Source organism: Glutamicibacter soli (genome assembly GCF_052322135.1).
Classification (GTDB): Bacteria; Actinomycetota; Actinomycetes; order Actinomycetales; family Micrococcaceae; genus Glutamicibacter; species Glutamicibacter soli.
In genome coordinates, this window is sequence record NZ_CM125969.1 from 1,918,835 (window position 1) to 1,942,726 (window position 23,892).

Below are 23,892 nucleotides of genomic sequence, written 5' to 3' on the forward strand. Positions count from 1 at the left end.
TATGGAGAATCTACATCCCACGGCTTCTGGACGGTGCGCCGCCGCGTTGCGCATTCCGGAGGATCTGCTGATTGCCGGCGAGCTGTTCAGCCGCAATGAACTCGGGGCCATGGCCGGGCGCGGCCTGGTGCGCGAGGCGATGGGCAACTGCTTCGTGCCCATGTTCTTCAGGTACGACGCCGGGGTGCGGGCGCGGATCGCCGCGTTCGTCTCCGGGCGCCAGCTGCAGCGCCACGACGTGATCTGCCGCGAGACCGCCGCCTGGGTGCACGGGCTGCTGCCCTACACCTTCGCGCTGCGGATCAATTCGCCCGGCTACCGGCGGCCCTATCGCCCGGGCAACGGGCTGCAGGTGAGCTTCTCGCAGCTCGAGCTGGCCGAGGAGGAGATCATCTTCCGCCAGCGGGTGAAGGTCACCAGCCTGCTGCGCACGGTGTGCGACTGCGCGGCCTACGATCCGCTGCCCAGCGCAACCAGGGTGCTGGCGGAGGTGGTGCGGCTTCAGGACAAGTTCCTGCATTTGGATGCGGTGGCGCAGCGGCTGGCGCAGTATCCCGCGCAGCCCGAGGTGTCCCGGGCGCTGCGGCTGGTCGAGTCCTTCGCCCCGGAGCGCCAGCTGGACGGGGACCGGCCGGCCGCGGCCTAGCTAGCGCCGGGAGCCTGCGGTGGTGCGGTAAACGTCGTACACGCCGTCGATCCGGCGCACCTGGTTCAGCACGTGGCTCAGGAACTTCGGGTCGCCCATCTCGAAGGAGAAGCGGGAAATCGCCACACGTTCCCTGCTGGTCTGCACCGAGGCGGAGAGAATGTTCAGGTGGTTCTCGGAGAGGATCCGGGTCACGTCTGAAAGCAGCGACTTGCGGTCCAGCGCCTCGACCTGGATTTCCACCAGGAAGACCCCGTTGTGCTTCGCAGCCCAGGAGACGTTCACGATGCGGTCCGGCTCCCCGGCCAGCTGCGCCAGGTTCAGGCAGTCGGTGCGGTGCACCGAGACGCCGGCACCGCGGGTGACGAAGCCCTGGATCTCATCCGGCGGCACCGGGGTGCAGCAGCGGGCCAGCTTGACCAGCACGTCGCCCACGCCTTCCACGATCACGCCGGCGTCGTTCCCGGTCCGCTTGGTGGGGGCGTTGACCTTGACGTCGGCTTCCTCGTCGACCTGCTCGGCCTCCGGAGGGCCGATGAGCGCGGTGAGATGCTCGATGACGTTCTGCGCGCTGGTGTGTCCGTCGCCGACCGACTGGTAGAGCGCGGAGATGTCCGAGTGGTGCAGTTCGCTGGCCACCGCGGAGAGCAGGTCGTGCGTCATCAGCTTCTGCAGCGGCAGCTGGTTGCGGCGCAGCTCCTTGGTGAGCAGCTCCTTGCCCTTCTCGATGGCCTCCTCGCGGCGCTCCTTGGAGAAGTAGCCGCGGATCTTGGCCTTGGCGCGCGGGGACTTGACGAAGTTCTGCCAGTCCTGGGAGGGCCCGGCGCCCTCGGCCTTGGAGGTGAAGACCTCCACCACGTCGCCCTGCTTGAGCTCGGTGTGCAATGGGACCAGTTTGCCGTTCACGCGGGAGCCGATGGTGCGGTGCCCGACGTCGGTGTGGATGGAATAGGCGAAGTCCACCGGGGTGGCGCCCACCGGCAGCGACATGATGTCGCCCTTCGGGGTGAAGACGTAGACTTCCGCGGAGCTGATGGTGTAGCGCAGCCCGTCCAGGAACTCCTCGGAGTCCTCGGTGTCGGCCTGCCATTCCATCAGGGAGCGCAGCCAGTCCATGTTCTGCTCCGGGGAGAGCATGGAGTTCGCGTTCTGCCCGTGCTTGTACTGGAAGTGCGCGGCCACGCCGTATTCGGCGCGCACGTGCATGTCGTGGGTGCGGATCTGGATCTCCACCGGCTTGCCCTCGGGGCCCATCACGGTGGTGTGCAGCGACTGGTACAGGTTCAGCTTCGGGATCGCGATGTAGTCCTTGAAGCGGTTCGGCAGCGGGTTCCACTGCGCGTGCACCACGCCCAGGGCGCCGTAGCAGTCCTTGACGTTGTCCACCAGGATGCGCACGCCCATCAGGTCGTGGATGTCGTCGAAGTCCTTGCCGCGCACGATCATCTTCTGGTAGATCGAGTAGTAGTGCTTCGGGCGGCCGGAGACCGACGCGTGGATCGCCACCTCGCCGAGATCCTTGTCCAGGGTCTGGCGGATGTTGGCCAGGTACTTCTCGCGTTCGGGGGTGCGGTCCCCCACCATGCGCACGATCTCCTGGTAGACCAGCGGGTGCAGCGCGGCGAAGGACAGGTCCTCCAGCTCCCACTTGATGGTGTTCATGCCCAGGCGGTGGGCCAGCGGCGCGAAGATCTCCAGGGTTTCCTTGGCCTTGCGCGAGCTGGATTCGGGCGAGACGTAGCGCCAGGTGCGGGCGTTGTGCAGTCGGTCGGCCAGCTTGATCAGCAGCACCCGGATGTCGCGGGACATCGCCACCACCATCTTGCGCACCGTCTCGGCCGGGGCCGCGTCGCCGTAGGTGACCTTGTCCAGCTTCGTGACGCCGTCCACCAGCATCGCGATCTCCTCGGAGAATTCCTTCTTGACCGACTCCAGGGAGTACTCGGTGTCCTCCACGGTGTCATGCAGCAGTGCGGCGGCGAGGATCGAGCCGGTCATGCCCATTTCGGCCAGGATCGTGGCCACTGCCACCGGGTGGGTGATGTAGGGGTCCCCGCTCTTGCGCTTCTGCCCCTCGTGGTACTTCTCGGCGACCTCGTAGGCGTGGACCAGCAGGTCCAGGTCCGCCTTGGGGTGCTTGGACTTCACGGTGCGCAGCAGCGGTTCCAGCGTCGGCGAGGTGCTCGGGGTGCTCCCGCGGCCTGCGAAGCGCACCAAACGTGAGATCGAGCGTCGTTTCCCATTGTTCAGGTTAGGCGTGTTGGCCATGCCCCGCTCCTTCCACGTTGCACCGGTCAAACAGAGACGGCGTCGCGCACGGCGAGATGATCGCCAGGTGCCGACGCCACTGCCTGCGTTCGGTCGAGATCAGTGCCGCCGCGGGGGTTACCGCGGCTACCAGTAAAAACACGTTCTCCAGTTTATTCGTTATAGCACGTGAACCCGGTGTCCACGAATTCCGCGGTGTCACGGGTTAAGAAAATCGGCACCCGCCACACAGGTGGCGGGTGCCAATTTTCTTCGGGCCGGGGGCCGGCGAACTAGGCCGCGGCGGCTTCCAGCTTCTTGGTGTGCGCGACGACCTCGGGGTCGTTGCGGCGCAGCCACGCGTACAGCGGGGCCTGGATGAAGATCGTGGACAGCGTACCCACGATGATGCCGATGAACAGGGCCAGCGACAGGTCCTTGAGCGTACCGGCGCCCAACAGGTAGGAACCGATGAAAAGGATCGAGGCGACCGGCAGGACCGCCACCACGGAGGTGTTGATCGAGCGCACCAGGGTCTGGTTGATCGCCAGGTTCACCTGCTGCTCGAAGGTGCGTTCATTGCGCTTGGAGAAGTCCTTGGTGTTTTCGCGGATCTTGTCGAACACCACGACGGTGTCGTACAGCGAGTAGCTCAGGATCGTCAGGAAGCCGATGATCGCGCTCGGGGTGATCTCGAAACCGGTCAGCGAGTAGATGCCGCCGGTCACGATGATCACCGTGAACAGGCCGATGATGGCGGCCAGCGACATCTTCCAGGTGCGGAAGTACGCGGCCATCAGCAGGCCCACCAGCACCACGAAGACCAGCAGGCCGACCAGGGCCTGGCGGGAGACGTCCTGTCCCCAGGTCGGGCCGATGAAGTTGCTGGTGACCTCGTCGGCGCTCACGCCGTAGCCGGCGGCCAGGTCCTTGGCGATGGCCAGGGTCTGGTCGTCGGACAGGCGCGCGGTCTGGATGCGCATGGTGCCCGGGGCGATGTTGGTGACGGTCGCCTCGGCCTCCGGCGCGACGGCCTTGACTGCCTCCTCGCCGATGCCCTGCTCGGTGTGGGTCGTGTTCGACACGGTGAACTCCGAGCCGCCGCGGAAGTCGATGCCCAGATTGAAGCCGCCCTTGACGACGGGCAACAGGATGGACAAGACCACCAGGACCGCCGCGATGCTGAACCACAGGCGGTGCTTGGAGGTGAACGGGTAGGAGCGTTTGCCCGTGTAGAGCTCGTTGCCCCACGTGACCAGCTTATTCATTGTTCTCCTCCTGCGCCTGGTCCTTGGCGGCCTTCGACTTGGTGGAGGCGGAGACCGCTTCGGCGCGGCGGCGTTCGGCGATGGTCATGCGCTTGGCGGCCTCTGCGCCCGCCTTCTGGTTCTTCTTCCCGCGGTTGGCATCGACGTTGTCGGTGAAGCGGCGGATCTGGCCCGCGCCCTTGTACAGCGGCTCGGCGCCGAGCAGCGAGGGGTCCAGGCCGGAGAAGCGGTGGCCCTCGGCGAAGAACTTCGTGCGTGCCAGCAGCACCAGCGTCGGGTGGGTCATGCCGTACACGACCACGAGGTCGATGATGGCGGTCAAACCCAGGGTGAAGGCGAAGCCTCGCACGTTGCCCACGGCCACGATGTACAGCACCACGGCCGCCAGCACGTTGACCGCCTTGGAGGCCAGGATGGTGCGCTCGGCGCGCTTCCAGCCGATGGCCACGGCGCTTGCCAGCGGACGCCCGTCGCGCAGCTCATCGCGCACGCGTTCGAAGTACACGATGAACGAGTCGGCGATCAGGCCGATGGCCACGATCAGGCCTGCCACGCCGGCCAGCGACAGGCGGTAGTTCATGCCCCAGCCCAGCAGCACCAGCGCCAGGTAGGTCAGCACGCCGGAGGCGATCAGCGACGCAATGGTCACGAAGCCCAGCGCGCGGTACTGGAAGATCGAGTAGATGAACACCGCGAACAGGCCGATGATGCCGGCGATCAGGCCGGCCTTGAGCTGGTCGGCGCCGAGGGTGGCGGAGACCTGCTGCTCGGACTGGATGTCGAAGCTGATCGGCAGGGCGCCGTACTTCAGCTGCTCGGCCAGCGCCTGGCTGGTCTCCTGGGTGAAGCCGCCGGAAATCTGCGGGCGGCCGTCGGAGATCACGGCGTTGGTCGTCGGGGCGGAGATGGTGTTGCCGTCGAGCACGATGGCGAACTGGTTGCGCGAACCGGTCAGCGAGATCAGCCGCTGGGTGGTGTCGGCGAAGGTCTTGGTGCCTTCGGAGTTGAACTCGATGACCACAACCCATTCGCCGGTGACCGAGCCGTTCACGCCGCGCGCCAGCTGGGCGTAGGCGTCGGAAATCTGGTCGCCGGGGATCTCCTGCGGGCCGAGGATGTACTTCACGCCCATGCGCTCATCGCACGAGATCATCGGCTTGGCAGGATCGTGCGTGGTGGTGCTGGCTTCCTTCAGCTCGGTCGGGCAGTCGTAGGCCTCGAACTGCTTGTACAAGTCTGCGCTGATCCAGTTGGTGTCCGAAGGGTTCTCCGGTTTGCCGGTCGGCTTCGGCAGGTCCTTGGCAGGGGTGCGGTCGGCCTCCGGGGTGGCGTTGAACGCGCCGGTGATCAGCACCGGGCGAAACTCCATGTTCGCCGAGGCCTGGATCAGGTCGCGGGTCTCCTGGCTCGGAACACCCGGCATCGAGACGACGACGTTGCGTCCGGACTGGGTGGTGATTTCCGATTCGGTCACGCCGGCGCCGTCAACGCGCTGGCGGATGATCTCCACCGCCTGGTCCAGCTGCTCCTGGCTGATCGCCTGGTCGCCCTGGACACGCGGGGCCAGGATCATCTGGGTGCCGCCCTCCAGGTCCAGCGCGAGCTTCGGTGCGAAGCTCGTCTTGCCGCTGAGCACGCCGCCCACCAGCACGCCGGAGGCGATGAGGAAGACCACCAGCAGCCACAGCAAGGCTTTGCGTGCCTGCTTCACAGGTCTAATTGATGACATCTAATGTGCTTTCTCGTCTAGGCGGACCAGATGCGGACCGCCGCGAATCGGCCTGGCTAGGCGTTGCGCTCGTCCTTGCCCTCGTCGTTCAGGCGACGAAGGGACTCCTCCGGGGTTTCCACGGTGGACGACGGGGCATCGGCCTCGGCCACAGCAGGGGCGGCCGCCGCGGCAGCAGCGTCGTTGTCCAGGAAGGTTGCAATGGCCTGGCGGTGCAGGGTCAGCACCACGCCGTTGGCGACTTCGACCTGCACGCGGTCCTCGGCATCGATACCGACGACGGTACCGAAGATGCCCGAATTGGTCATGACCTTCGCACCCGGGACGGTGTTGTTCTTCAGTTTCTCCTGCTGGGCTGCCTGCTTCTTGCGCCCGCGGAACATCATGAAAATCAGCACTGCGAACAGCGCGATCATCAGGATCATCGAGGGGTTGAAGCCGCCGCCGGCGGCCTGGGCGATCACCAGAGAGTTCACGTAAATTACCTGCTAACGATTCGTTGCGAATGCTGAAAATTCGGGATGCTGCGGGCGTCAGCGACGCGCAAAACAGCAAAGACGCCCCACCCAGGCCCTGTCGAGGGCATAGGTCAGGCGTCTTTAGTCTAATGGGTGCGCGACTACGGGCGAACCATTTACGCGTCCGGTGAAGCGATGCTGGTCTAATCCTCATCGTTTTCATAGCTTTGGGCGCTGGCGAAAATGGCGTCCTTGGGCATGGCGATCCCCAGATGCTGCCAGGCGCTGGGCATTGCGATTCGCCCGCGCGGGGTGCGTCCCATCAAGCCCTCGCGCACGAGATATGGCTCGGCGACGGTCTCCACGGTTTCGGTTTCCTCACCGACCGCAATGGCCAGGGTGGACAGGCCCACCGGTCCCCCGCCGAACTTCAGGCACAGCGCCTCGAGCACCGACCGGTCAAGTCGGTCCAATCCCCTGGAGTCGACCTCGTACATGTCCAGCGCGGCTGCCGCGGATTGCGCGTCGATCTCCTCGAGCTTGTGCACCAGCGCCCAGTCGCGCACGCGGCGCAGCAGGCGGTTGGCGATGCGCGGGGTCCCGCGGGAGCGTCCGGCGATTTCGGAGAAGGCTGCCGAGGTAACCCGCAGGTCCAGCATCATGGCCGAGCGGCGCAGCACCAGCTCAAGCTCCTCGACGGCGTAGAACTCCAGATGGCCGGTGAAGCCGAAGCGGTCGCGCAGCGGGCCGGGCAGCAGGCCTGCGCGGGTGGTGGCACCCACCAGGGTGAACGGCGGCAAATCCAGCGGGATGGCGGTCGCGCCGGCGCCCTTGCCCACGACGATGTCGACGCGGAAGTCCTCCATCGCCATGTAGAGCATTTCCTCGGCCGGCCGCGACATGCGGTGGATCTCGTCCAGGAACAGCACTTCGCCTTCGGTCAGCGAGGACAGGATGGCGGCCAGATCGCCGGCATGCTGGATGGCAGGTCCCGAGGAGATGCGCAGCGGCGCGTTCATTTCCGCGGCGATGATCATCGACAAGGTGGTCTTGCCCAGCCCCGGAGGGCCTGAAAGCAGCACGTGGTCGGCGCTGCGTTCGCGGATCTTGGCCGCTTCGAGCACCAGGGAAAGCTGCTGGCGCACGCGGGACTGGCCCACGAAGTCGTCCAGGTTGCGCGGGCGCAGCGCGGCTTCCAGCGCATGCTCCTCCGGTTCGCTTCCGGCGTGGGTCAGCGGCTTGGAATCAGACACGGGGTAATCCTATCGGGCGCGGTTGGCGCTGGACATGCTGCGCAGGGCCGCGCGCAGGATGTCGGCCACGTTGCCGGTGGCGACGATGTCGGGATCCGCCTTGGACAGCGCCTTGAGCGTGGCGGTGGCATCCTTCTCGCTCCAGCCCAGCCCGGTGAGCGCCTCGATGACCTGCGGTTCCCAGACCGAGGCGGAACCGGCGGCTTCGGATCCGGAAGGCACCGGGGCGCCGGTGGGAACGAGTTTGCCGTTCAGCTCCAGCACGATGCGGCTGGCGCCCTTGGGGCCGATGCCGGAGACCTTGGTGAAGGCGGCGGTGTCCTTGGTGTTGGCGGCGATGCGCACTTCTTCGGGGGTGTGCACGGCGAGGATGGCCAGGCCGGTACGCGGCCCGATGCCGGAAACGCCGATCAGCACCTCGAAGACGTCGCGTTCCTCGGTGGTGGCGAAGCCGAACAGGGTCATCGAGTCCTCGCGCACCACCATGGAGGTGTGCACGGTGGCCTCGCGTCCCTGGTGCAGGGTGGACAGCGTGCCGGGGGTGGCATTGACCAACATGCCAAAGCCGTTCACGTTGAGCACGGCGGTGTTCAGGGACACCGCTTGGACGGTGCCGGTCAATGAGCTGATCATGCCACTCCTTGGGATATATGTTCGATCCCAGACAGTTTATCGAAGATACCTACGAAGCGCGACGTCTGCCTGCCGCGGGTGAGTCTCAGCGCCGGGCGGCGCGGTGCTTGGCCGAGGCCTCCGCGGCGATCCAGGCGCGTTGGGCGGTGGTGAGCTGCCGGGACCCGGAGGAGCTGGCAGCGGAGGCGGAGGCATTGGAGCCGGCGGCCGCGCCGCGCCATGCGTGGGCGATCGCCAAGGCGACCGCGTCGGCGGCGTCAGCTGGTTTGGGTGGCTCGTCCAGGCGGCAGATCTTGGCGACCATCTTGCCGATGGCGGCCTTGGTGGCCTGCCCGGAGCCGGTGACCGCGGCCTTGACCTCGGTCGGGGTATGCAACGCCACGGGGATGCCGCGGCGGGCGGCGGCGGTGATGACGATGCCGGTCACCTGGGCGGTGCCGATCACCGTTGAGACGTTGACCTGGGCGAAAACCCGTTCGATGGCCAGCACGTCCGGCTTGTGGGTATCCAGCCAGGCGTCGATCGCGTTTGCGATGGTCAGCAGGCGGGCATCCAGCGGGGTGCCCGGCGGCGTGCCCGCGACGGTGACGTCGACGAGTTCTACTTGTCGGCTTGCAGAAACGTCGACCACGGCCAACCCGCAGCGGGTCAGGCCGGGGTCGACGCCCACGACTCGAAGGGACAAACCCCTAGTTCTCCTCGTCCAGCGCTGCGCGAACCTCGTCGGACAGGTCGGCGTTGGTGTAGACGTTCTGCACGTCGTCCAGCTCTTCCAGCGCGTCGAACAGCTTCAGGAACTTGCGGGCCCCGTCCACGTCCAGGTCCACCTTCATGGACGGCAGGAATTCCATTTCGTCGGACTCGTAGGCGATTTCGGCCTCATCCAGCGCAGCTGCCACGGCGCGCAGGTCGCTTGGCTCGCAGACGATGGCGAAGCTGTCGTCCTCGTCCAGGATCTCGTCGGCACCCGCATCCAGGACAACCATCAGCAGGTCGTCTTCGGTCAGCTCGCCCTTCGGCAGGCGGACAACGCCCTTGCGGGCGAACAGGTAGCTCACGGAGCCCGGGTCGGCGATGGAGCCGCCGTTGCGGGTGATGCCCACGCGGACCTCGGAGGCCGCACGGTTCTTGTTGTCGGTGAGGCACTCGATCAGCAGTGCGGAGCCCTGCGGACCGCGCGCTTCGTAGATGATTTCGGTGTAGTCGACGACCTCGCCGGTCAGGCCCGCACCACGCTTGACGGCGCGGTCGATGTTGTTGATCGGCACGGAGTTCTTCTTGGCCTTGCTGACCGCAAGTTCAAGAGCAGGGTTGCCGGCCATATCGGCACCGCCGGCACGGGCTGCTACTTCGATGCCCTTGATGAATTTCGCGAAGGCCTTGGCGCGCTTGGCGTCAATGGCTGCCTTCTTGTGCTTGGTTGTTGCCCATTTGGAGTGGCCTGACATGCTTTAAGCGTCTCCTCGCGTAATTTTGATGAAGAATTCATGGATGGCAGCGCTTCCGGATACCTCCGGATGAAAGCTGGTTGCCAACAGATATCCCTGACGTACTGCAACGATTCTACCTTGTGACGACGGATCCGCTCCGGGTACGGTGCTGATCACTTCAACGTCCGGGCCAACCTGCACCGCTTCAGGTGCTCGGATGAACACCGCTTCGAGGTTGACGCCGTTGAAATTCAGTCGGTTCTCGAACGAATCGACCTGCCGTCCGAAAGCGTTGCGACGAACCGTCATGTCGATCCCGCCGAAAGTCTCCTGGACCGCGCCATTGCTGGCAACGGCTGGATTTTCCAGACGATCAGCCAGCATGATCATTCCTGCGCAAGAACCATAGGCCGGCATGCCGTCGGCAATACGTTGGCGAATCGGATCAGCGAGACCATAAATGCGCGACAGTCGGTCAATCACCGACGACTCGCCGCCAGGAATAACTAGCGCGTCGATCCGCCCCAGATCTTCAACAGTACGCACGGGCACAGCGACTTCACCAAGTTCTGTCAACGAAGCGAGGTGTTCACGAAAATCACCCTGCAGGGCAAGGACACCGAAGAGCGGCATGGTTCTACCTTCACAATTGAATCGATCCCCCACGGACTCGACGCTCAAAAAACGGAATCCATCGGGACAGCGCGCAGGCAATCCAGCAAGCGCCGGATCAACGTTATTCCTCCCCCACAGCTCATGCAGGTTTTATTACCAGGCGTGTCGCGATTCTTTCTCATCTCCAGAAGCACTCGAGACAACTATCTGCGTTGCCCACTTCCGCACTTGACTACTACTAGTGGGCCTCGCGGTCTGAATTGCATACCAGCCGCTTTGAGTAGATTCCGGAATTTTCAAGTAAGCACGACTGCATCGCTTTGCGCCAGATATCCACAGATTTGAGCAAAACTCTCCCAATCTTTGAGCGCGGGGCATAGGATGACGCTCACTACGGCATCCCAGTGATTACGGAGAGTTCCTATGAGCGCTCGGAAAATTGCATGTGTAGCTCTGCTTGCAGCCAGCTCGATCGCACTCGCAGCATGCGAGTCCGGCCCCGAAACGCCGCCTACTCCAACGCAATCTCAGAGTGAAGAAAATCAGACACAGGACTCAGTGCCCACTAGATCGTCGACCTCTTCACCGAGCGCAAGTGAGCGATACGAGCCCGCGAGTGCGGTGGCGCCCGCCAAGAACGTCCCTATCCCCAAGATGCCTGCAACTGCCACGAAAAATTCAGATAATGGCGCAAAAAGCTTCACGGAATATTATTTTTCGCTGATCAACTATTCAATTGAGACGAATGATGTTGAACAATTGAAGAAGGTTACAACTCGTCAATGCCAAGTATGCGGTGAAGATATCATTGATCCGGCAGCACGAGCCAAGCAAAAGAAAATGTGGCAAGTCGGCGGAAAGCATCACTTTGAGGTAGTAGATGTTTTCAAGACAACAACGAAACGAACTGCCGTTTCCGTCAGATATAAAGTTGATAAATCCGAGTTCTATGTAACGAAAAACAAACCTGTAGCGACCCTTGAGAGTCTTCCGACGTCAATTCTTGCGATCAATCTTCTATTCGACGATGGCTGGAAAGTAGACAGTATCGTTGGTGAAGGTTAGAAGATATGATCAAATTATTCGGAATTTCACTCCTACTTGTCGCGATCTTCATGCAGGTTCCGAGCCCTGAAATGCGGACCGGAAGTCCTGCAGTCTGCCCAGAAATGCTTCTTCGTGTAAATCCCAAAGACATTCAACACTCTAGTGACAAATGCCCCGAAGTAGATAGTGATGACTTTGGGACTTCACAGCCTTGGTATCAAAGTCTTCCCAAAACTAACAAAAAAGAAGAGCCCAAGTATAAGTTGCGCGAGTACGATACTTGTATTCCCGGGCTTGAGAAAGCAATTGGCTGTGATAGCAATCCTGATATCAAAGAATGTGACGACGGATCATATCCAATTCAACGGCAGATTGTTGACCTCGAAGGGCTCGTACTTCAGCAATACTCATATTGCCCAGGGGACCCAGCACCGACTCTTGAAGGCGAAGCAATCAAAAAAGAAGAAATTCGCGTTACTCCCGCAATGTTTCGCTCTTTCCCTATAGTAGAATCTACGATCGGAAGTGATCCGGATGGTTTTTCGTTGAGAAACGGCAACACCCACTTCTGGGCGAGTCGAAGAATTCAAGAATTCAGATCCAACATGTCTGGCTCAGATGTTCGTATTAGGGCGATTCCAATCCAGTGGAATTGGAATTATGGTGATGGCTCAGCACGGAATAACAATTTCCCCGGAGAACCAGACCCACAGCACACCTTGCATGATCAGACGCCCACAAGTCATGTCTATGAAGTAACTGGAAAGTTCAGTGTGGGTCTAACAACTTTGTATCGCGGTGAATTCAGCGTGGGCGGCGGGCCGTGGCAAAGCATTCCAGGACAAGCGGCCGTACCAAGTACTCCAATAACGATGGACGTGTGGAGAACCAAGAAAGAATTGATCGCAAATGAATGAATAAGGGAGCGGAAGCCCACTAAGGCAGGATCCACTCCTCCAGACCATCATCAACGGCCCCGTAGGCATTAACGGTCTTCAGCGTCCGTTGAAGTGACGCTTTAGCATCCGCATCGGATACACATGTTTCTGTGGTGGCGACTTGGCACCATGCCACCGGCGCTTTGCTTAGCTGGTGCGGAACCCACTGAAGTTTCGACACGTCCCAATTCTCGCCGTCGCGAGCAAAAGTTGCCTTTACACTGATCCCCTCGCGATTCAGGATCGTAGGGGTGGCATGCTTCGCGACCGAGTTCCCAAGACCGTACACGATCCACGTTCCCTTGTACTTCTCAATCGGAAGGACCGAGTGAGTATGGTGCATGTAGACGAAATCGAACTCTCCCGAGCTGGCCAATGCGCGGCCGAGTTTTCGCTGGGACTCAGTTGGCGCACTCGTGTACTCCGCGCCGTCGTGCACCGCAGCAACCACGATGTCGGCCCCGGCCTTACGTGCAGATTTCGCACGATCAATGAGTTTCGATGAGTTGACCCCCGTGTCGACTCGCCAATCAGAATCAACGCGCATCCCGTTCAATGAGTACGTTGTGGCAACAACACCCAGCTTCATGCCATTGATGTCCATAATGGGTGGCTGCTCGGAGTCCTTCTTGCTCTTATAGCTTCCTGTCGAGAACATTTCATTCTTTGCCAGAGTGTCAAGGGTCCGGATGACGCCCTTGGTGCCGGCGTCCACGGTGTGATTCGTCGCGGTGGTGCACCCGTCATAGCCGATGGCTGCGAGATCGGAGACGATTTGCGAGGGAACAGTGAATAGCGGGTATCCGGAATAAGGAGGGGTGCCGATCGGCGTCTCCAGATTGCATAGGGCTACATCTGCGTCCTGAACGTATGGCTTGAGGCCAGCCAAGAGTGGCTCGAAGTCGAATTCCTTGCCATTGCCGTCGGATTTCCCGGCAGCGGTTTCTGCTTCATCTAGCAACTGCGGGTGGAGCAGCACATCCCCGGTCACCATGAGGGACAACTCCTCGGGTCGATCCATTGGTGTTTCCTTCGGGCCATCCTGGTCCTTTGCTGGCTGCGAAGCTTCAACGGTCGGTGCGGCAGATGTTGATGTGAGCGCGCCTGATTGTGTTTGCGGCGCAACGCTGCATCCAGATGCCAAGGCCACAGGAAGTGCAATTGATACGGTCAGCGCAGCGAAGCGAATGGGCAAGGGAAAGCTCATACGCCACAGCATACCGGTGGATCGCAGTTCGCCCTTGGCATGACATTGGCGTCAATGCAAGCTGGGTCACGTTCAATATGGGAACCTTAGGGCATGTCGAATCAGCTCCTTTCTCCCAGCCAAAATCCTTATCAATGGCCCGAATTCCAGTCGCTTACCGCCGAAGACTATGTTGTTGCAGCGCGCCAAGGCGCCGCATTGCAGCAGGAGGAGCTGGAGGCGATTACGGCCAATAATGAACCTGCGACATTCGATAACACGCTGGTAGCCCTCGAAGCCTCAGGTCAGGTGCTTCGTCGGACGCTGATGACATACTTCACCGTGCTCTCCGCGCACGGAACCGAGGACCTGCGTGCGATCCAAAGCGAGATGTCGAGCATCATGACACGCCAGCAGGACGCCATTCACCTGAACGAAACTTTGTTTTCTCGTTTACAAGCTTTAAACCTTGATTCTCTGGTAGGTGAGGATGCTCGACTGGCCGAACAGACCCTCAGGGAATTTGAACAGGCAGGAGCCGCCTTGGGTTCAGAGGCCAAGGACAAGCTCTCGAAGCTGAACGAACAAATTTCGGAGCTTTCCAGCCAGTTCTCGAATCTGGCATTGGAAAACCAGAATAAGCATGCGGTGCATTTCGCCGACGCAGCGGAGCTTGAAGGATTGGGCGACGCGGCAATAGCTGCGGCGGCCAAGGCTGCTCTTGACGCCGGGTATCAAGACGGCTTCTTGCTGCCTCTGGTTTCGCCTTCGCAGCAGCCTGTGCTTTCCCAACTGGCTCGCTCGGAATCCCGCCGCAAGGTTCACGAGGCGTCGCTATCCCGCGGCCTGAAGTCGACCTTGGAACTCGCGGCACAAATGGCATCCCTGCGTGCAGAACGAGCCTCGGTTCTCGGCTTCGCGAATCACGCCGAGACGGTGCTCGCCGATGCAACGGCGCCGAGCACCGCAGCCGTAGCCGAACGACTCGCGGAGCTGACTGCCCCAGCCGTGCGCAATGCAAACGCCGAGGCTGAGATACTTTCCGACCTTGCCGGCGGCCCGATCAATGCATGGGACTGGCGCTACTATTCGGAGAAGGTGCTTCAAGAAAAGTTCTCGGTAGATACGTCGGCGCTTCGCGAGTACTTCGAGCTTGAGCGGGTCCTGGTTCAGGGCGTCTTTGCCACCGCGACCCGATTGTACGGAATCACCTTCACCGAGCGATTCGATCTACCGGGCTACCATCCTGATGTACGTGTCTGGGAGGTCTTCGACGCCGATGGCAGCGCACTGGCGTTGTACAGCGGAGATTTCCTGGCTCGGCCCACCAAGAAGGGTGGCGCATGGATGACGACGCTGCGCGACGGCGCATCGTTCCTCGATGAGCGCCCCATCGTCACCAACACCTTGAACATCGCCCCGCCAGCTGATGGAGAACCGGTACTGCTGACGCTGGACGAGACCAACACGCTGTTCCACGAGTTCGGGCATGCCTTGCACGGGATGTTCGCGAATGGGAAATACGCCTCGCTCTCCGGAACTTCGGTGCCACGGGACTTCGTGGAATTCCCTTCCCAGGTCAACGAGATGTGGGCGCTGCATGAAGATGTGGTCGGCGGATATGCCAAGCACTACGCGACCGACGAGCCGTTGGATCCATCCGTGCTGGAAAGCTTGCGGGCCTCGGAATTGTGGGGGCAGGGCTTCGCGACGACCGAATACCTGGCCGCGAGCGTCCTCGACTGGTCCTGGCATACCATCGAGCCGGGAACCGTCATCGCCGATCCGGAAGCGTTCGAACAGCAGGTGCTGGTGGAGGCCGGATTCGATCCGCAGATGATCGCGCCGCGCTACCGCACCGGTTACTTCCAGCATATCTTCGCCAACGGATACTCGGCCGGGTACTACTCCTACATTTGGAGTGAGGTGCTCGATGCCGACACTGTGCAGTGGTTCGCGGAAAATGGTGGCCTAATGCGGGAAAATGGTAATCGGTTCCGCGAGGAGCTGCTGTCGCGCGGCAATACGCGCGATCCCCTTGAGTCCTACAGATTGTTCCGCGGACGCAATGCAGAGGTCGAACCGCTGCTGCGCCGTCGAGGATTGGTGAACGCAGAATAATGACGACGATTGCCTCCGCACAGGAAGCGTTGAGCCACTGGCATCAGGCGCTGGCCGTTGCCACTGGCGGCAAGATTTTTACCACCCACGGCTGCTCATGGGCTTGGCAGCCGGTGCGCCGACGCCTGGTGCTGCTCTTCCCGGAAAACCCGGAACCTGCAGGCCTGCGCCCCGCCCTGGCCGAAGGCATGCGGCTCGGCGCCCGCCGGGTGGAAGCCTGGGTGAATTCGGGCGCGGACGCCACGCAGCTGAAGGCCGCCGGGTTCAGCGATAACGCCCAGGTCTCCTGGCATGCGGGGCCGCTGGCCATTCCGATGGACCGCTGGGACGGAAAGATCCGCCTTGGCAACAATGTTCCGGAAGCCACCGGAGCCGACGCCGCTGAACTGGCAGTCACGAATCTGTGGAGGGAAGCCTCACCCCAGCTTTCCAGTGGCCACCCGGCGTTGCGCCGGGTGGAGCATGCGGTTGCCCGCACCGAGGAAGGCAACATTGTCGGCCGTGGTTTCGCCCAGCAGGGTCTTGGCGGCCAGTTGATGGTCCATGCGTTGGCCGTCGGCAGCGATTTCCGCTGTCAGGGCATCGGCACTGCACTGCTGCACGGCCTGTCGCGTTCGATGATCAACCCGCTGGCTCCCGTCGAAGACGAGGGCCCGACCGAATTGCTCGCAGCGGCCACTCCGTCCAGCGCCGATTTCTTCACGGCCAACGGCCTGAAGCTCCTTGGGCGAGGCCGTCATATGGTGCTGCGTTCTTGGGCCTAGAAGCTGCTTGAGACCTTGTAGATCGGCAAGGGCCGGAATCGGTATCGATCCCGCCGCTCTGCATCCCTTGACGCAGCTGCGGCCGAACTTCATTCCCTTTTTTGAACCCGGTACCGCAGCCTCGCGAACGGTCCGGCTTGCCGTGCTTCCACGAGCTTGAGACGGTCGCTGCCTATCGCACGAGGCAACAGTGACGCACCGGCAGCAACGGTTGCCGGTGCGATCGTCAGCGCCAGCTCGTCGAGCTCGTCGATGTCAAGGAACTGCCCGAGAAGCTCTCCGCCCCCCAGCACCCAGATATTGCCGGTGCCTGCGGCATTGCGGATGTGGTCCAGATGCTGGGCTACCGCACCACGCAGCAGCCGAACATCTGCCCCCCGCGGGATTGGCAAGTTGCGATGCGTAAAGACGTACGTGGGCCGGTCCCCGTAATAAGTGTGCCATTTTGCGGGGTGCTCCATGAATTTCTCATGCTCAAGCACCCAGAGGTACGTGTTGGCGCCTTCAACATGTACGGACACGTCCCGCGGCAACAGATCCGGGTCTGGTTGTTCATCCCCTCCGACGTCGAATAGCCATTGGAGGCTGTGGTCGGCATCGGCCAGATAGCCATTGAGCGTGGTTGCGGCATCAAAGATTATTTCACCCATGGACCAAGTCTAAACACGCTGCCGGCTCCGGCCGGGCCCCTCAGGAGTCGAGGTTGATCGGCATAAATCGCGCAGGCTGGCCGGTTTCCAGGATCCCGATCGACGCGCTGGGAACTTCCCGCCATGTATGCCTGCTCCAGTGCAGTTCGAGGGGCTCGGAAACCACCAGCTGCGCATTTTCAGGCAAACGATCATTTTGGCCATCGACCGTCAGCAACATGGTGGGGCCAGTTGCGTGGTAGAGCGACGGGGCTTGGACGCCCTGCGCATCCGGGCTGACCCAGCGCAGGACTATCAATTGCTGCCCGTTGGATACGCACATGGTAGCGGTGAACGGATCGGCGATCCCGTGCTCGTTGCGTGCCCGTTCCACCCGTGCCACCATGCGCGACATGCCCGCCACAGAATCCTGATCCAGTCCATAGGTCAACGCTAGGAAAAAGCAAACCTCGGTGTCTGCATTGCCAAGGATGGAGGGGTAGAGCGCCGGGTCGACGTCGAAGGTGAGCTCGCGTTTGAGTGTGGCGAATTCCGGGATCGTTCCATTGTGCTGAAACATCCAGCTGTCGTGGACGAATGGGTGGCAGTTCTGCTCGGCGATCGTACCGCCGGGCGCAGCCCGGACATGAGCAAGAACGCAGTTGGATTGAATCTGCTGCGCCAGATGGCGCAGGTTCTGGCTGTCCCAGGCCGGGCCGATCTGCCGATACCGCCCCAGCGTTCCCCGCAACCCGGCCCACGCCATGCCGAACCCATCCCCGTTCGTGGGGAACGCATGAGCTGCAAAGCCCTCGGCTAGCCGGTAGTGGGGCAGGTACAGTTCGCGCGCGTGCAGGCTCTGGTCGATCAGCGAGTGATTGGGGCGCAGCAGGATGTCTGCGATGTCTATTGGCGAACCGAGATAAGCGAGCCAACGGCACATGGTCCCCCCTTGAAACGTCCGATGGACTTTACGATATCGTTGCCAGTCTGAGTGGACAAGGAATCGCAACCGCAGCAATCGTTCGTGCGGAGAGCAGGCACACCCGCGTTCAAGGCACACCGCTATTCAAGAGACGACGAAACCCCCAAGGTGGCCTTGGGGGTTTCAATTAGATAGAGCAGGTGCTTACCAGCCGCGCTCAGCCAAACGGTGAGGCACAGGAACATCGGCGACGTTGATGCCGACCATGGCTTCGCCCAGGCCGCGCGAGATCTTGGCTAGTTCGTCCGGGTTGTCGAAGAAAGTGGTGGCCTTCACGATGGCTTCGGCGCGCTGCACCGGGTTGCCGGACTTGAAGATGCCCGAGCCAACGAAGACGCCGTCGGCACCCAGCTGCATCATCATGGCAGCGTCGGCAGGGGTTGCAATGCCGCCCGCGGTGAACAGCACTACCGGGAGCTTGCCGGTGGCGGCAACTTCCTTGACCAGCTCGTACGGAGCCTGCAGTTCCTTGGCGGCAACGTACAGCTCGTCTTCCGGCAGGGCCGAGAGCTTTGCGATTTCTGCGCGGATCTTGCGCATGTGGCCCGTGGCGTTGGAAACGTCGCCGGTGCCTGCCTCGCCCTTCGAGCGGATCATCGCGGCACCTTCGTTGATGCGGCGCAGAGCTTCGCCGAGGTTGGTGGCGCCGCAGACGAACGGCACGGTGAACGGCTGCTTGTCGATGTGGTTCTCGTAGTCGGCTGGCGAGAGGACCTCGGACTCGTCGATGTAGTCGACACCCAGCGACTGGAGGATCTGGGCCTCGACGAAGTGGCCAATGCGGGCCTTGGCCATCACCGGGATGGAGACCTCGTTGATGATGCCGTCGATCATGTCCGGATCGCTCATGCGGGATACGCCGCCCTGGGCGCGGATGTCGGCAGGAACCCGCTCCAGCGCCATGACAGCGACCGCGCCTGCATCTTCAGCGATACGTGCCTGCTCCGGGGTGACAACGTCCATGATGACGCCGCCCTTGAGCATTTCAGCCATGCCGCGCTTAACGCGGTCCGAACCGATAACTGGGTTCTGGGAGTTCGAAGACATGGGGAGAACTGGTTCCTTTCAATACTGCATAAAAATGTCGCTTGGCGCCCGAGATCCTACCGTGGAATGCGGGGAGCGACGAGGTAGTACCCATTCATCGTAGGATCAGCGAAGTTCATTACCTTGAGTGTTGCGTAACATTGTTACGGTAGGAGATTTATCCCTTAGATCAGGTTTCCGACGTAACAATTGGATCTCCGCGTTACCTCTGGTCAAAGGGTATTTTCACGAGTTTGTTACGACATTTCCGAACGCTAGATGAGTTGTCATAGGGAAAAACCGCAGTGTCACATTCTGGGCTCCAATGCCACGCGGACCGATGCTGCGTTTCGGGCATCCAAGACTCTCAGCAGCAGTCTTGGTAGATTCCGACATTCGGCGGCAGATTTTCACTGCCCAGTCAGTGCAACCCTGTTGATGACCAGCTTTCGACAACGTCGTCTGCCGGGCTCGTGGGTCGTGTTCGTTTCTGGTTTCGCATGTTTTTTGCGCGGGCCGATGCGTCGGTCCACGCACGTTTCGTGCGCATTGCATATATGCAGAAGGCACCGCCATTCGGTGAGCGTGAGCTTCGGAATGACGGTGCCATGGATCTGCTGGTTATGCAGGAATCTCGGCCACGATGTCGGCTATCCATGTTTTGGCTGCTGCCGGATCATCGGCGCATACCGCGGCGGCTCCGATGGCCAGCGCCCGACGCACGTCGTCCGGACCGCGAAGCGGCCAGAGAGTAGGCAGGTATCCCCTACGGTGGAGCTCCTGCACCGCGGCATCGCGCACGGCGTTGACGTTCAGGTGAACAAAGCTCGCTTGGTTTTCGTCGAGCAATCCAAACAGCGCGTCAACATCGTCGGTCAGGGTGGTGTTGCCTCCGAGGATGAATCCCCGCGAAACCTGCGGGCACAATGTCTTGATCTGCACCAGTGCCTCATGGTTGAAGCTCGTGAACTGCAGCCGCTCGAAGTCCTGCGGCCTGGCGTTGACGATCGCAGCAGCTGCCGGGACGACACGGGGATCCTTGATCTCGATCTGGATGGCGGTGGTCGTGGCGTCCAGTGCCTCGGTGAGCGTGGGAATACCCAGCCACTCCCCCAGATCGACACCTCGAAGTTCTTCCAGGGTCAGGGTAGCTACATTGATGCCGGCGAGGGCACCCGGTGTGGGGGCAACCCGGTCAATCGTCTCGTCATGCAGGATGAACACCTCGCCGTCGGCAGACAGCCTGATATCCAGCTCGATCTCGGCAACACCCAGCTCTTCGGCATAGCGGTAGGATTCCAGCGTATTTTCCGGGCGATGGGCCATGGCGCCGCGGTGCCCGACAAGTCGCATTCCAGTCATCTGGCTCATGGTTAGGCAACCTTCTCTTCGTAGGTGGCGCGGATCTTGTCCGCTTCGGCGCGCAGCTTCGCAGCTACCGGCTTCACGAGCTCCTCCGGCTTGACGTTGGCGGTGTAGTTCTTCTGCACCATCTGCTTGAGCTCCGAAATGGCGGAGGTGACGTAGCGGCGCACATCGTCCGGACCCGAGGCGATCTGCAGCTGGTCTACGGCGACCTGGTAGTTGGGATTCTTGCCCATCAGGTCGGTGACGAGCTTGGAGCTGGTTGCCCCCTTGGTCACCGGAAGGTACCCGGTGCCGACGGTCCACTGCGAGGAGATTTCGTCGCTGGCCAGGAAGCGCAGGACCTCGACCGCGTCGGCCTTGCGCTCGTCGCTGATCTGACGCAGGACGGACAGGCCGCCGCCTCCGGTAGGAGTTCCCGTCCCGGCAGGGCCCTTGGGCATGAAGCCGGTGCCGACCTCGAACTTGGCCGCCTTGGTGACGCTGGTCAGTCCGCCGGTGGACTGGGTGACGGTGGCGCATTGGCCGTTGCTGAAGTCGTTGACGAAGCTCTGCGCCAGGTACATGCTCCTGTCCTCGTGGACCAGCTGGCGTTCGAAGTCCACGGCGGCCAGCGACTCGGCGCTGTCCAGACGCACGTCCAGCCCGTTGGAGATCGCGCCTCCGAAGGCCCAGAGCAGTCCGCTGAAGTACCAGTCGTCGGCGCCGGTCAGGGCGCGCATCTTCATGGTGTTGCCCTTGAACTTCGCACCGGTGACTTCCTTGCCCCAGCTGCGGAATTCATCCCAGGTTTCCGGGGCTCGATCAGGTAGGCCGACGCTGGCGAAGAGATCCCGGTTGTAGTAGAACAGCGGGGTCGAGCGGGCGAAGGGAACCCAGTAGGACTCGTCGCGCACGGTTCCTTCCTTGTAGAAGTTCTCCGTGTATACCGATGGGCCGAAACTGGAGTCGTGGTACTTGTTCAGCGGCTCCAGCGCGTCGGAGAGGAAGTAGCGGTTCCAGTGGATGTCGGAGAGCACCGCGAGATCCGGAACCTGCTTAGCCCGCAGGCCTGCAGTGAGCTTCTCGCCCACTCCGTCATAGCCGTCGAACTGCTGGACCTCGGCATAGATCGCAGTCTGCGACTCGTTGAACTTCTTGATCAGGTCGGCGAACATCTTGCCGTTGTCGCCTCCCCAGGAGCTCCAGATCACGACGTTGCGGCGGCCGGCGAAGCCGGCGGGCACCTTTGTGGCCGGCTGCGCGAAGGTTGCGGCGGAGGAGTTCCCGCAGGCCGCCAGTGCCGGAATGGCCAGGGCGGTGAGGCCGAGGGCGCCAAGGAAGCTGCGGCGCGACGATGATTTCTCCAGTGTGCTGGCAAGCGGGTTGTTCTGCATGGTTGGGTCCTTTGTGATTGCGGTGAAATGCGGGCGGTTTGCGGATTTCGGGGTTTACGGCCTAGCGGCGCACTGCGGCGCCGGCCATGCCGTTGATGATGTACTTCTGGGCGAAGAGGAAGAGCAGCAGCATGGGCAGGACAATCATCAGCGTCGCGGCCATGATCATGCCCCAGTCGTCCAGTCCCTCGGATTGCTTCAGGAACATCAGGCCGATGGGCATCGTGCGCATGTCGAGGGTGTTCGTGACCAGCAGCGGCCAGATGAAGTCGTTCCATTCGTCGATGACCGCGATCAGCGCCACGGTGATGACCGCCGGCTTGGACATCGGCAGAACGAAGGACCACAGCTTGCGCAGGTGGCCGGCCCCGTCGAGTTCGGCCGCTTCCAGCACTTCCTTGGGCAGGCCCATGAAATGCTGGCGCAGCAGGAAGGTTCCGAAGGCGGAGCCGAGCCCCGGCAGGATGATGCCGGCATAGGTGTTGATCAGCCCGAGGTTGCTGATCGTCGAGTAGTTCAGCAGCAAGGTGACATGGCCCGGAACCATGAGCGCGCCGAGCACTCCCAGGAACAGCCATTTCTTGCCGGGGAAGGGCAGAAATGCGAAGGCGTAGGCGGTGAGGGCCGCGAGCGCCACTTTCACCGTGGCGCCGACGGTGGTGACCAGCAGCGAATTCATGAAGAACTGGTCGAATGGCGCGGCGGCCAACGCCGCCGAGAAATTCTCGGTGGTTGGCTCGCTGGGCCACGGCGTGAATGGCCACTGGTAGATTTCGTCGTTGGGCTTGATCGCCGCCAAGACCATCCAATAGGCCGGCACCAGGAAAACCAGGGCGATCAGGCCCAGCAGCAGGTAGCTGGCGAGATGGCGCTTCCGGCGCTTGGCCGGTGGACGACCGCCGGCCGCGGTTGTCGTCTCACGTGTAGGGGATGCCAGGGCGCTCACGAGTAGTGCACCTTTCGTTCTGCGAATCGCATCTGCACCGCGGTGACCACGAGCAGGATGATGAACATGAAAACCGAGGAGGCTGCCGCGGATCCGATATTGAATTCCTGGAATCCTTGCTCGTAGATGTACCAGCTCAGCGTCGTGGTTGAACCTGCCGGCCCGCCGCTGGTCATCATGGCGATCAGGTCGAATGCCTGGAAGGCGCCAATGATCTGGGTGACGCACAGGAAAAAGGTTGTCGGCGTCAGCAACGGCCAGACGATTTTGCTGAAGGTCTTCCATCGGCCAGCGCCGTCCAATTGCGCCGCTTCAATGACGTCACGTGGAATCGACTGCAATGCGGCCAGGTAGACGATGGCCACGAAGCCCGCACCCTTCCACACTGCAACGATGATCAGTGCGGAGAGCGCCATGTCCGGATCCGTCGTCCAGTGCGGCGAGTCCATGCCGATGGCGTTGAACAGCAGCCGCGACAGGCCGTAGTTGGGGTCGAAGACGAACAGCCAGACCGCTGCCACCGCGGCACCGGAAATAACATGCGGCGTGAAGGCCAAGGTGGACACTGCCTTGGTGCCCCTGGCGCCGCCGTTGAACAGCAGCGCCATGCCCAGGCCGCAGACGAGGCTTGCCCCGACCACTGCCACGACCCAGGTCAGGGTCCGCCGCATGACGTCGACGAAGCCGGGGTCGGTGAAGAGCGCGGTGTAGTTTTCCAAGCCGATGAAGTTCGGGAACGGGGAGATCATGTCCCAGTCGGTGAGGCTCAAGAGCAGATTTCCCAGGATCGGCCAATAGGCAAAAACTGCAATCAGCAGCAGGTTGGGAAATGCGAAGAGCGCAAACAATAAATATTTCCGGTGGTTCCTGGATTGCGGTTCCGCGGGAGCCGCGATCGGGGACTCGGTATGAAGGTCCTTGGTTGCGCCAGCGGTGGGCGCCGTTCGTTCGGTTTCGAGAACCGTCATTCTCATGCCTCTCAAATTTCACATGACTACTTGAGATTTCACGTACTCGAGAACGATAGTTTCACTCGGACCACAGTCGGTCAAGCTGCCTATTACCTGCGATTCAGATCACAGCACCATTTATTCAAATCGCAAGAATTTGCTGATTTACAAGGGAGTTTGCCATTCTTAATCAACATCACTCCCCGCGGGCAACCTGCACGACAAGATCGCGACAGGCTATCTTCAGGTGAAGTTCATTTAGCGTTCATAACAATTTTTA

The 23,892-nt window shown here is 61.7% G+C and carries 22 protein-coding genes; 5 read left to right on the forward strand and 17 right to left on the reverse strand.

Going from position 1 to position 23,892, the window contains the following annotated elements:
• Nucleotide 1 precedes the first annotated feature (1 nt).
• Complete coding sequence (locus ACTX90_RS09120; RefSeq protein ID WP_146955793.1) at nucleotides 2–646, forward strand: hypothetical protein; 645 nt, start codon at nucleotides 2–4, stop codon at nucleotides 644–646.
• Here ACTX90_RS09120 and ACTX90_RS09125 read toward each other — a convergent pair whose 3' ends face one another.
• From ACTX90_RS09125 to pdxT, 9 genes are all read right to left on the reverse strand, one after another.
• Nucleotides 647–2,914 (reverse strand): RelA/SpoT family protein, encoded by a 2,268-nt coding sequence (locus ACTX90_RS09125; RefSeq protein ID WP_443443960.1) that lies wholly within the window; start codon nucleotides 2,912–2,914, stop codon nucleotides 647–649.
• Between the two features lie 272 nt (nucleotides 2,915–3,186).
• Nucleotides 3,187–4,161 (reverse strand): protein translocase subunit SecF, encoded by a 975-nt coding sequence (gene secF, locus ACTX90_RS09130; RefSeq protein ID WP_443443962.1) that lies wholly within the window; start codon nucleotides 4,159–4,161, stop codon nucleotides 3,187–3,189.
• On the reverse strand, nucleotides 4,154–5,890 hold the full coding sequence (gene secD / locus ACTX90_RS09135; RefSeq protein ID WP_443443963.1) for a protein translocase subunit SecD: 1,737 nt from the start codon (nucleotides 5,888–5,890) through the stop codon (nucleotides 4,154–4,156). The genes secF and secD overlap by 8 nt, the downstream gene beginning before the upstream one ends.
• Nucleotides 5,891–5,946: 56 nt before the next feature.
• Nucleotides 5,947–6,366: a preprotein translocase subunit YajC gene (gene yajC, locus ACTX90_RS09140; RefSeq protein WP_113606288.1), complete on the reverse strand. Its 420-nt coding sequence runs from the start codon at nucleotides 6,364–6,366 to the stop codon at nucleotides 5,947–5,949.
• A 185-nt stretch (nucleotides 6,367–6,551) separates the two neighbouring features.
• Nucleotides 6,552–7,601 (reverse strand): Holliday junction branch migration DNA helicase RuvB, encoded by a 1,050-nt coding sequence (gene ruvB / locus ACTX90_RS09145; protein ID WP_082344761.1) that lies wholly within the window; start codon nucleotides 7,599–7,601, stop codon nucleotides 6,552–6,554.
• A 9-nt stretch (nucleotides 7,602–7,610) separates the two neighbouring features.
• A complete protein-coding gene (ruvA, locus tag ACTX90_RS09150) occupies nucleotides 7,611–8,234 on the reverse strand; it encodes a Holliday junction branch migration protein RuvA (protein WP_053798181.1) in 624 nt (207 codons plus the stop codon).
• Nucleotides 8,235–8,319: 85 nt separating this feature from the next.
• Nucleotides 8,320–8,919: a crossover junction endodeoxyribonuclease RuvC gene (gene ruvC, locus ACTX90_RS09155; protein WP_443443965.1), complete on the reverse strand. Its 600-nt coding sequence runs from the start codon at nucleotides 8,917–8,919 to the stop codon at nucleotides 8,320–8,322.
• A gap of 4 nt (nucleotides 8,920–8,923) precedes the next feature.
• Nucleotides 8,924–9,682, reverse strand: a complete 759-nt coding sequence (locus ACTX90_RS09160) for a YebC/PmpR family DNA-binding transcriptional regulator (protein WP_047119201.1) — start codon at nucleotides 9,680–9,682, stop codon at nucleotides 8,924–8,926.
• 3 nt (nucleotides 9,683–9,685) lie between these two features.
• Nucleotides 9,686–10,297: a pyridoxal 5'-phosphate synthase glutaminase subunit PdxT gene (pdxT, locus tag ACTX90_RS09165; protein ID WP_443441930.1), complete on the reverse strand. Its 612-nt coding sequence runs from the start codon at nucleotides 10,295–10,297 to the stop codon at nucleotides 9,686–9,688.
• A gap of 636 nt (nucleotides 10,298–10,933) precedes the next feature.
• On the opposite strand from pdxT, the gene ACTX90_RS09170 reads away from it, so the two are divergent.
• Both ACTX90_RS09170 and ACTX90_RS09175 read left to right on the forward strand, forming a co-directional pair.
• Nucleotides 10,934–11,344 (forward strand): DUF6318 family protein, encoded by a 411-nt coding sequence (locus ACTX90_RS09170; protein WP_443441931.1) that lies wholly within the window; start codon nucleotides 10,934–10,936, stop codon nucleotides 11,342–11,344.
• 5 nt (nucleotides 11,345–11,349) lie between these two features.
• On the forward strand, nucleotides 11,350–12,243 hold the full coding sequence (locus ACTX90_RS09175) for a hypothetical protein (protein ID WP_443441932.1): 894 nt from the start codon (nucleotides 11,350–11,352) through the stop codon (nucleotides 12,241–12,243).
• A 19-nt stretch (nucleotides 12,244–12,262) separates the two neighbouring features.
• Here the strand turns inward: ACTX90_RS09175 and ACTX90_RS09180 are convergent, their stop codons facing one another.
• Nucleotides 12,263–13,471: a CapA family protein gene (locus tag ACTX90_RS09180; RefSeq protein WP_443441933.1), complete on the reverse strand. Its 1,209-nt coding sequence runs from the start codon at nucleotides 13,469–13,471 to the stop codon at nucleotides 12,263–12,265.
• A 93-nt stretch (nucleotides 13,472–13,564) separates the two neighbouring features.
• Between ACTX90_RS09180 and ACTX90_RS09185 the strand changes: the two genes are divergently transcribed.
• On the forward strand, nucleotides 13,565–15,571 hold the full coding sequence (locus ACTX90_RS09185) for a M3 family metallopeptidase (RefSeq protein WP_443441934.1): 2,007 nt from the start codon (nucleotides 13,565–13,567) through the stop codon (nucleotides 15,569–15,571).
• A complete protein-coding gene (locus ACTX90_RS09190; protein WP_443441935.1) occupies nucleotides 15,571–16,335 on the forward strand; it encodes a GNAT family N-acetyltransferase in 765 nt (254 codons plus the stop codon). The genes ACTX90_RS09185 and ACTX90_RS09190 overlap by 1 nt, the downstream gene beginning before the upstream one ends.
• A gap of 89 nt (nucleotides 16,336–16,424) precedes the next feature.
• On the opposite strand, the gene ACTX90_RS09195 is transcribed toward ACTX90_RS09190, so the two are convergent.
• From ACTX90_RS09195 to ACTX90_RS09225, 7 genes are all read right to left on the reverse strand, one after another.
• Nucleotides 16,425–16,985: a dihydrofolate reductase family protein gene (locus ACTX90_RS09195; RefSeq protein WP_443441936.1), complete on the reverse strand. Its 561-nt coding sequence runs from the start codon at nucleotides 16,983–16,985 to the stop codon at nucleotides 16,425–16,427.
• Between the two features lie 40 nt (nucleotides 16,986–17,025).
• The gene (locus ACTX90_RS09200) at nucleotides 17,026–17,907 is read right to left on the reverse strand and encodes a class II glutamine amidotransferase (protein WP_443441937.1); all 882 of its coding nucleotides are present in this window, start codon (nucleotides 17,905–17,907) and stop codon (nucleotides 17,026–17,028) included.
• A gap of 186 nt (nucleotides 17,908–18,093) precedes the next feature.
• Complete coding sequence (gene pdxS / locus ACTX90_RS09205) at nucleotides 18,094–18,996, reverse strand: pyridoxal 5'-phosphate synthase lyase subunit PdxS (RefSeq protein ID WP_047119207.1); 903 nt, start codon at nucleotides 18,994–18,996, stop codon at nucleotides 18,094–18,096.
• A gap of 600 nt (nucleotides 18,997–19,596) precedes the next feature.
• On the reverse strand, nucleotides 19,597–20,346 hold the full coding sequence (locus tag ACTX90_RS09210; RefSeq protein ID WP_052772378.1) for a glycerophosphodiester phosphodiesterase: 750 nt from the start codon (nucleotides 20,344–20,346) through the stop codon (nucleotides 19,597–19,599).
• Between the two features lie 2 nt (nucleotides 20,347–20,348).
• Nucleotides 20,349–21,716 (reverse strand): ABC transporter substrate-binding protein, encoded by a 1,368-nt coding sequence (locus tag ACTX90_RS09215; protein WP_443441938.1) that lies wholly within the window; start codon nucleotides 21,714–21,716, stop codon nucleotides 20,349–20,351.
• Between the two features lie 61 nt (nucleotides 21,717–21,777).
• Nucleotides 21,778–22,662, reverse strand: a complete 885-nt coding sequence (locus ACTX90_RS09220; RefSeq protein WP_443441939.1) for a carbohydrate ABC transporter permease — start codon at nucleotides 22,660–22,662, stop codon at nucleotides 21,778–21,780.
• Nucleotides 22,659–23,432, reverse strand: coding sequence for a carbohydrate ABC transporter permease (locus ACTX90_RS09225; RefSeq protein ID WP_202605464.1), 774 nt, complete (start codon nucleotides 23,430–23,432; stop codon nucleotides 22,659–22,661). The genes ACTX90_RS09220 and ACTX90_RS09225 overlap by 4 nt, the downstream gene beginning before the upstream one ends.
• Nucleotides 23,433–23,892 lie beyond the last annotated feature (460 nt).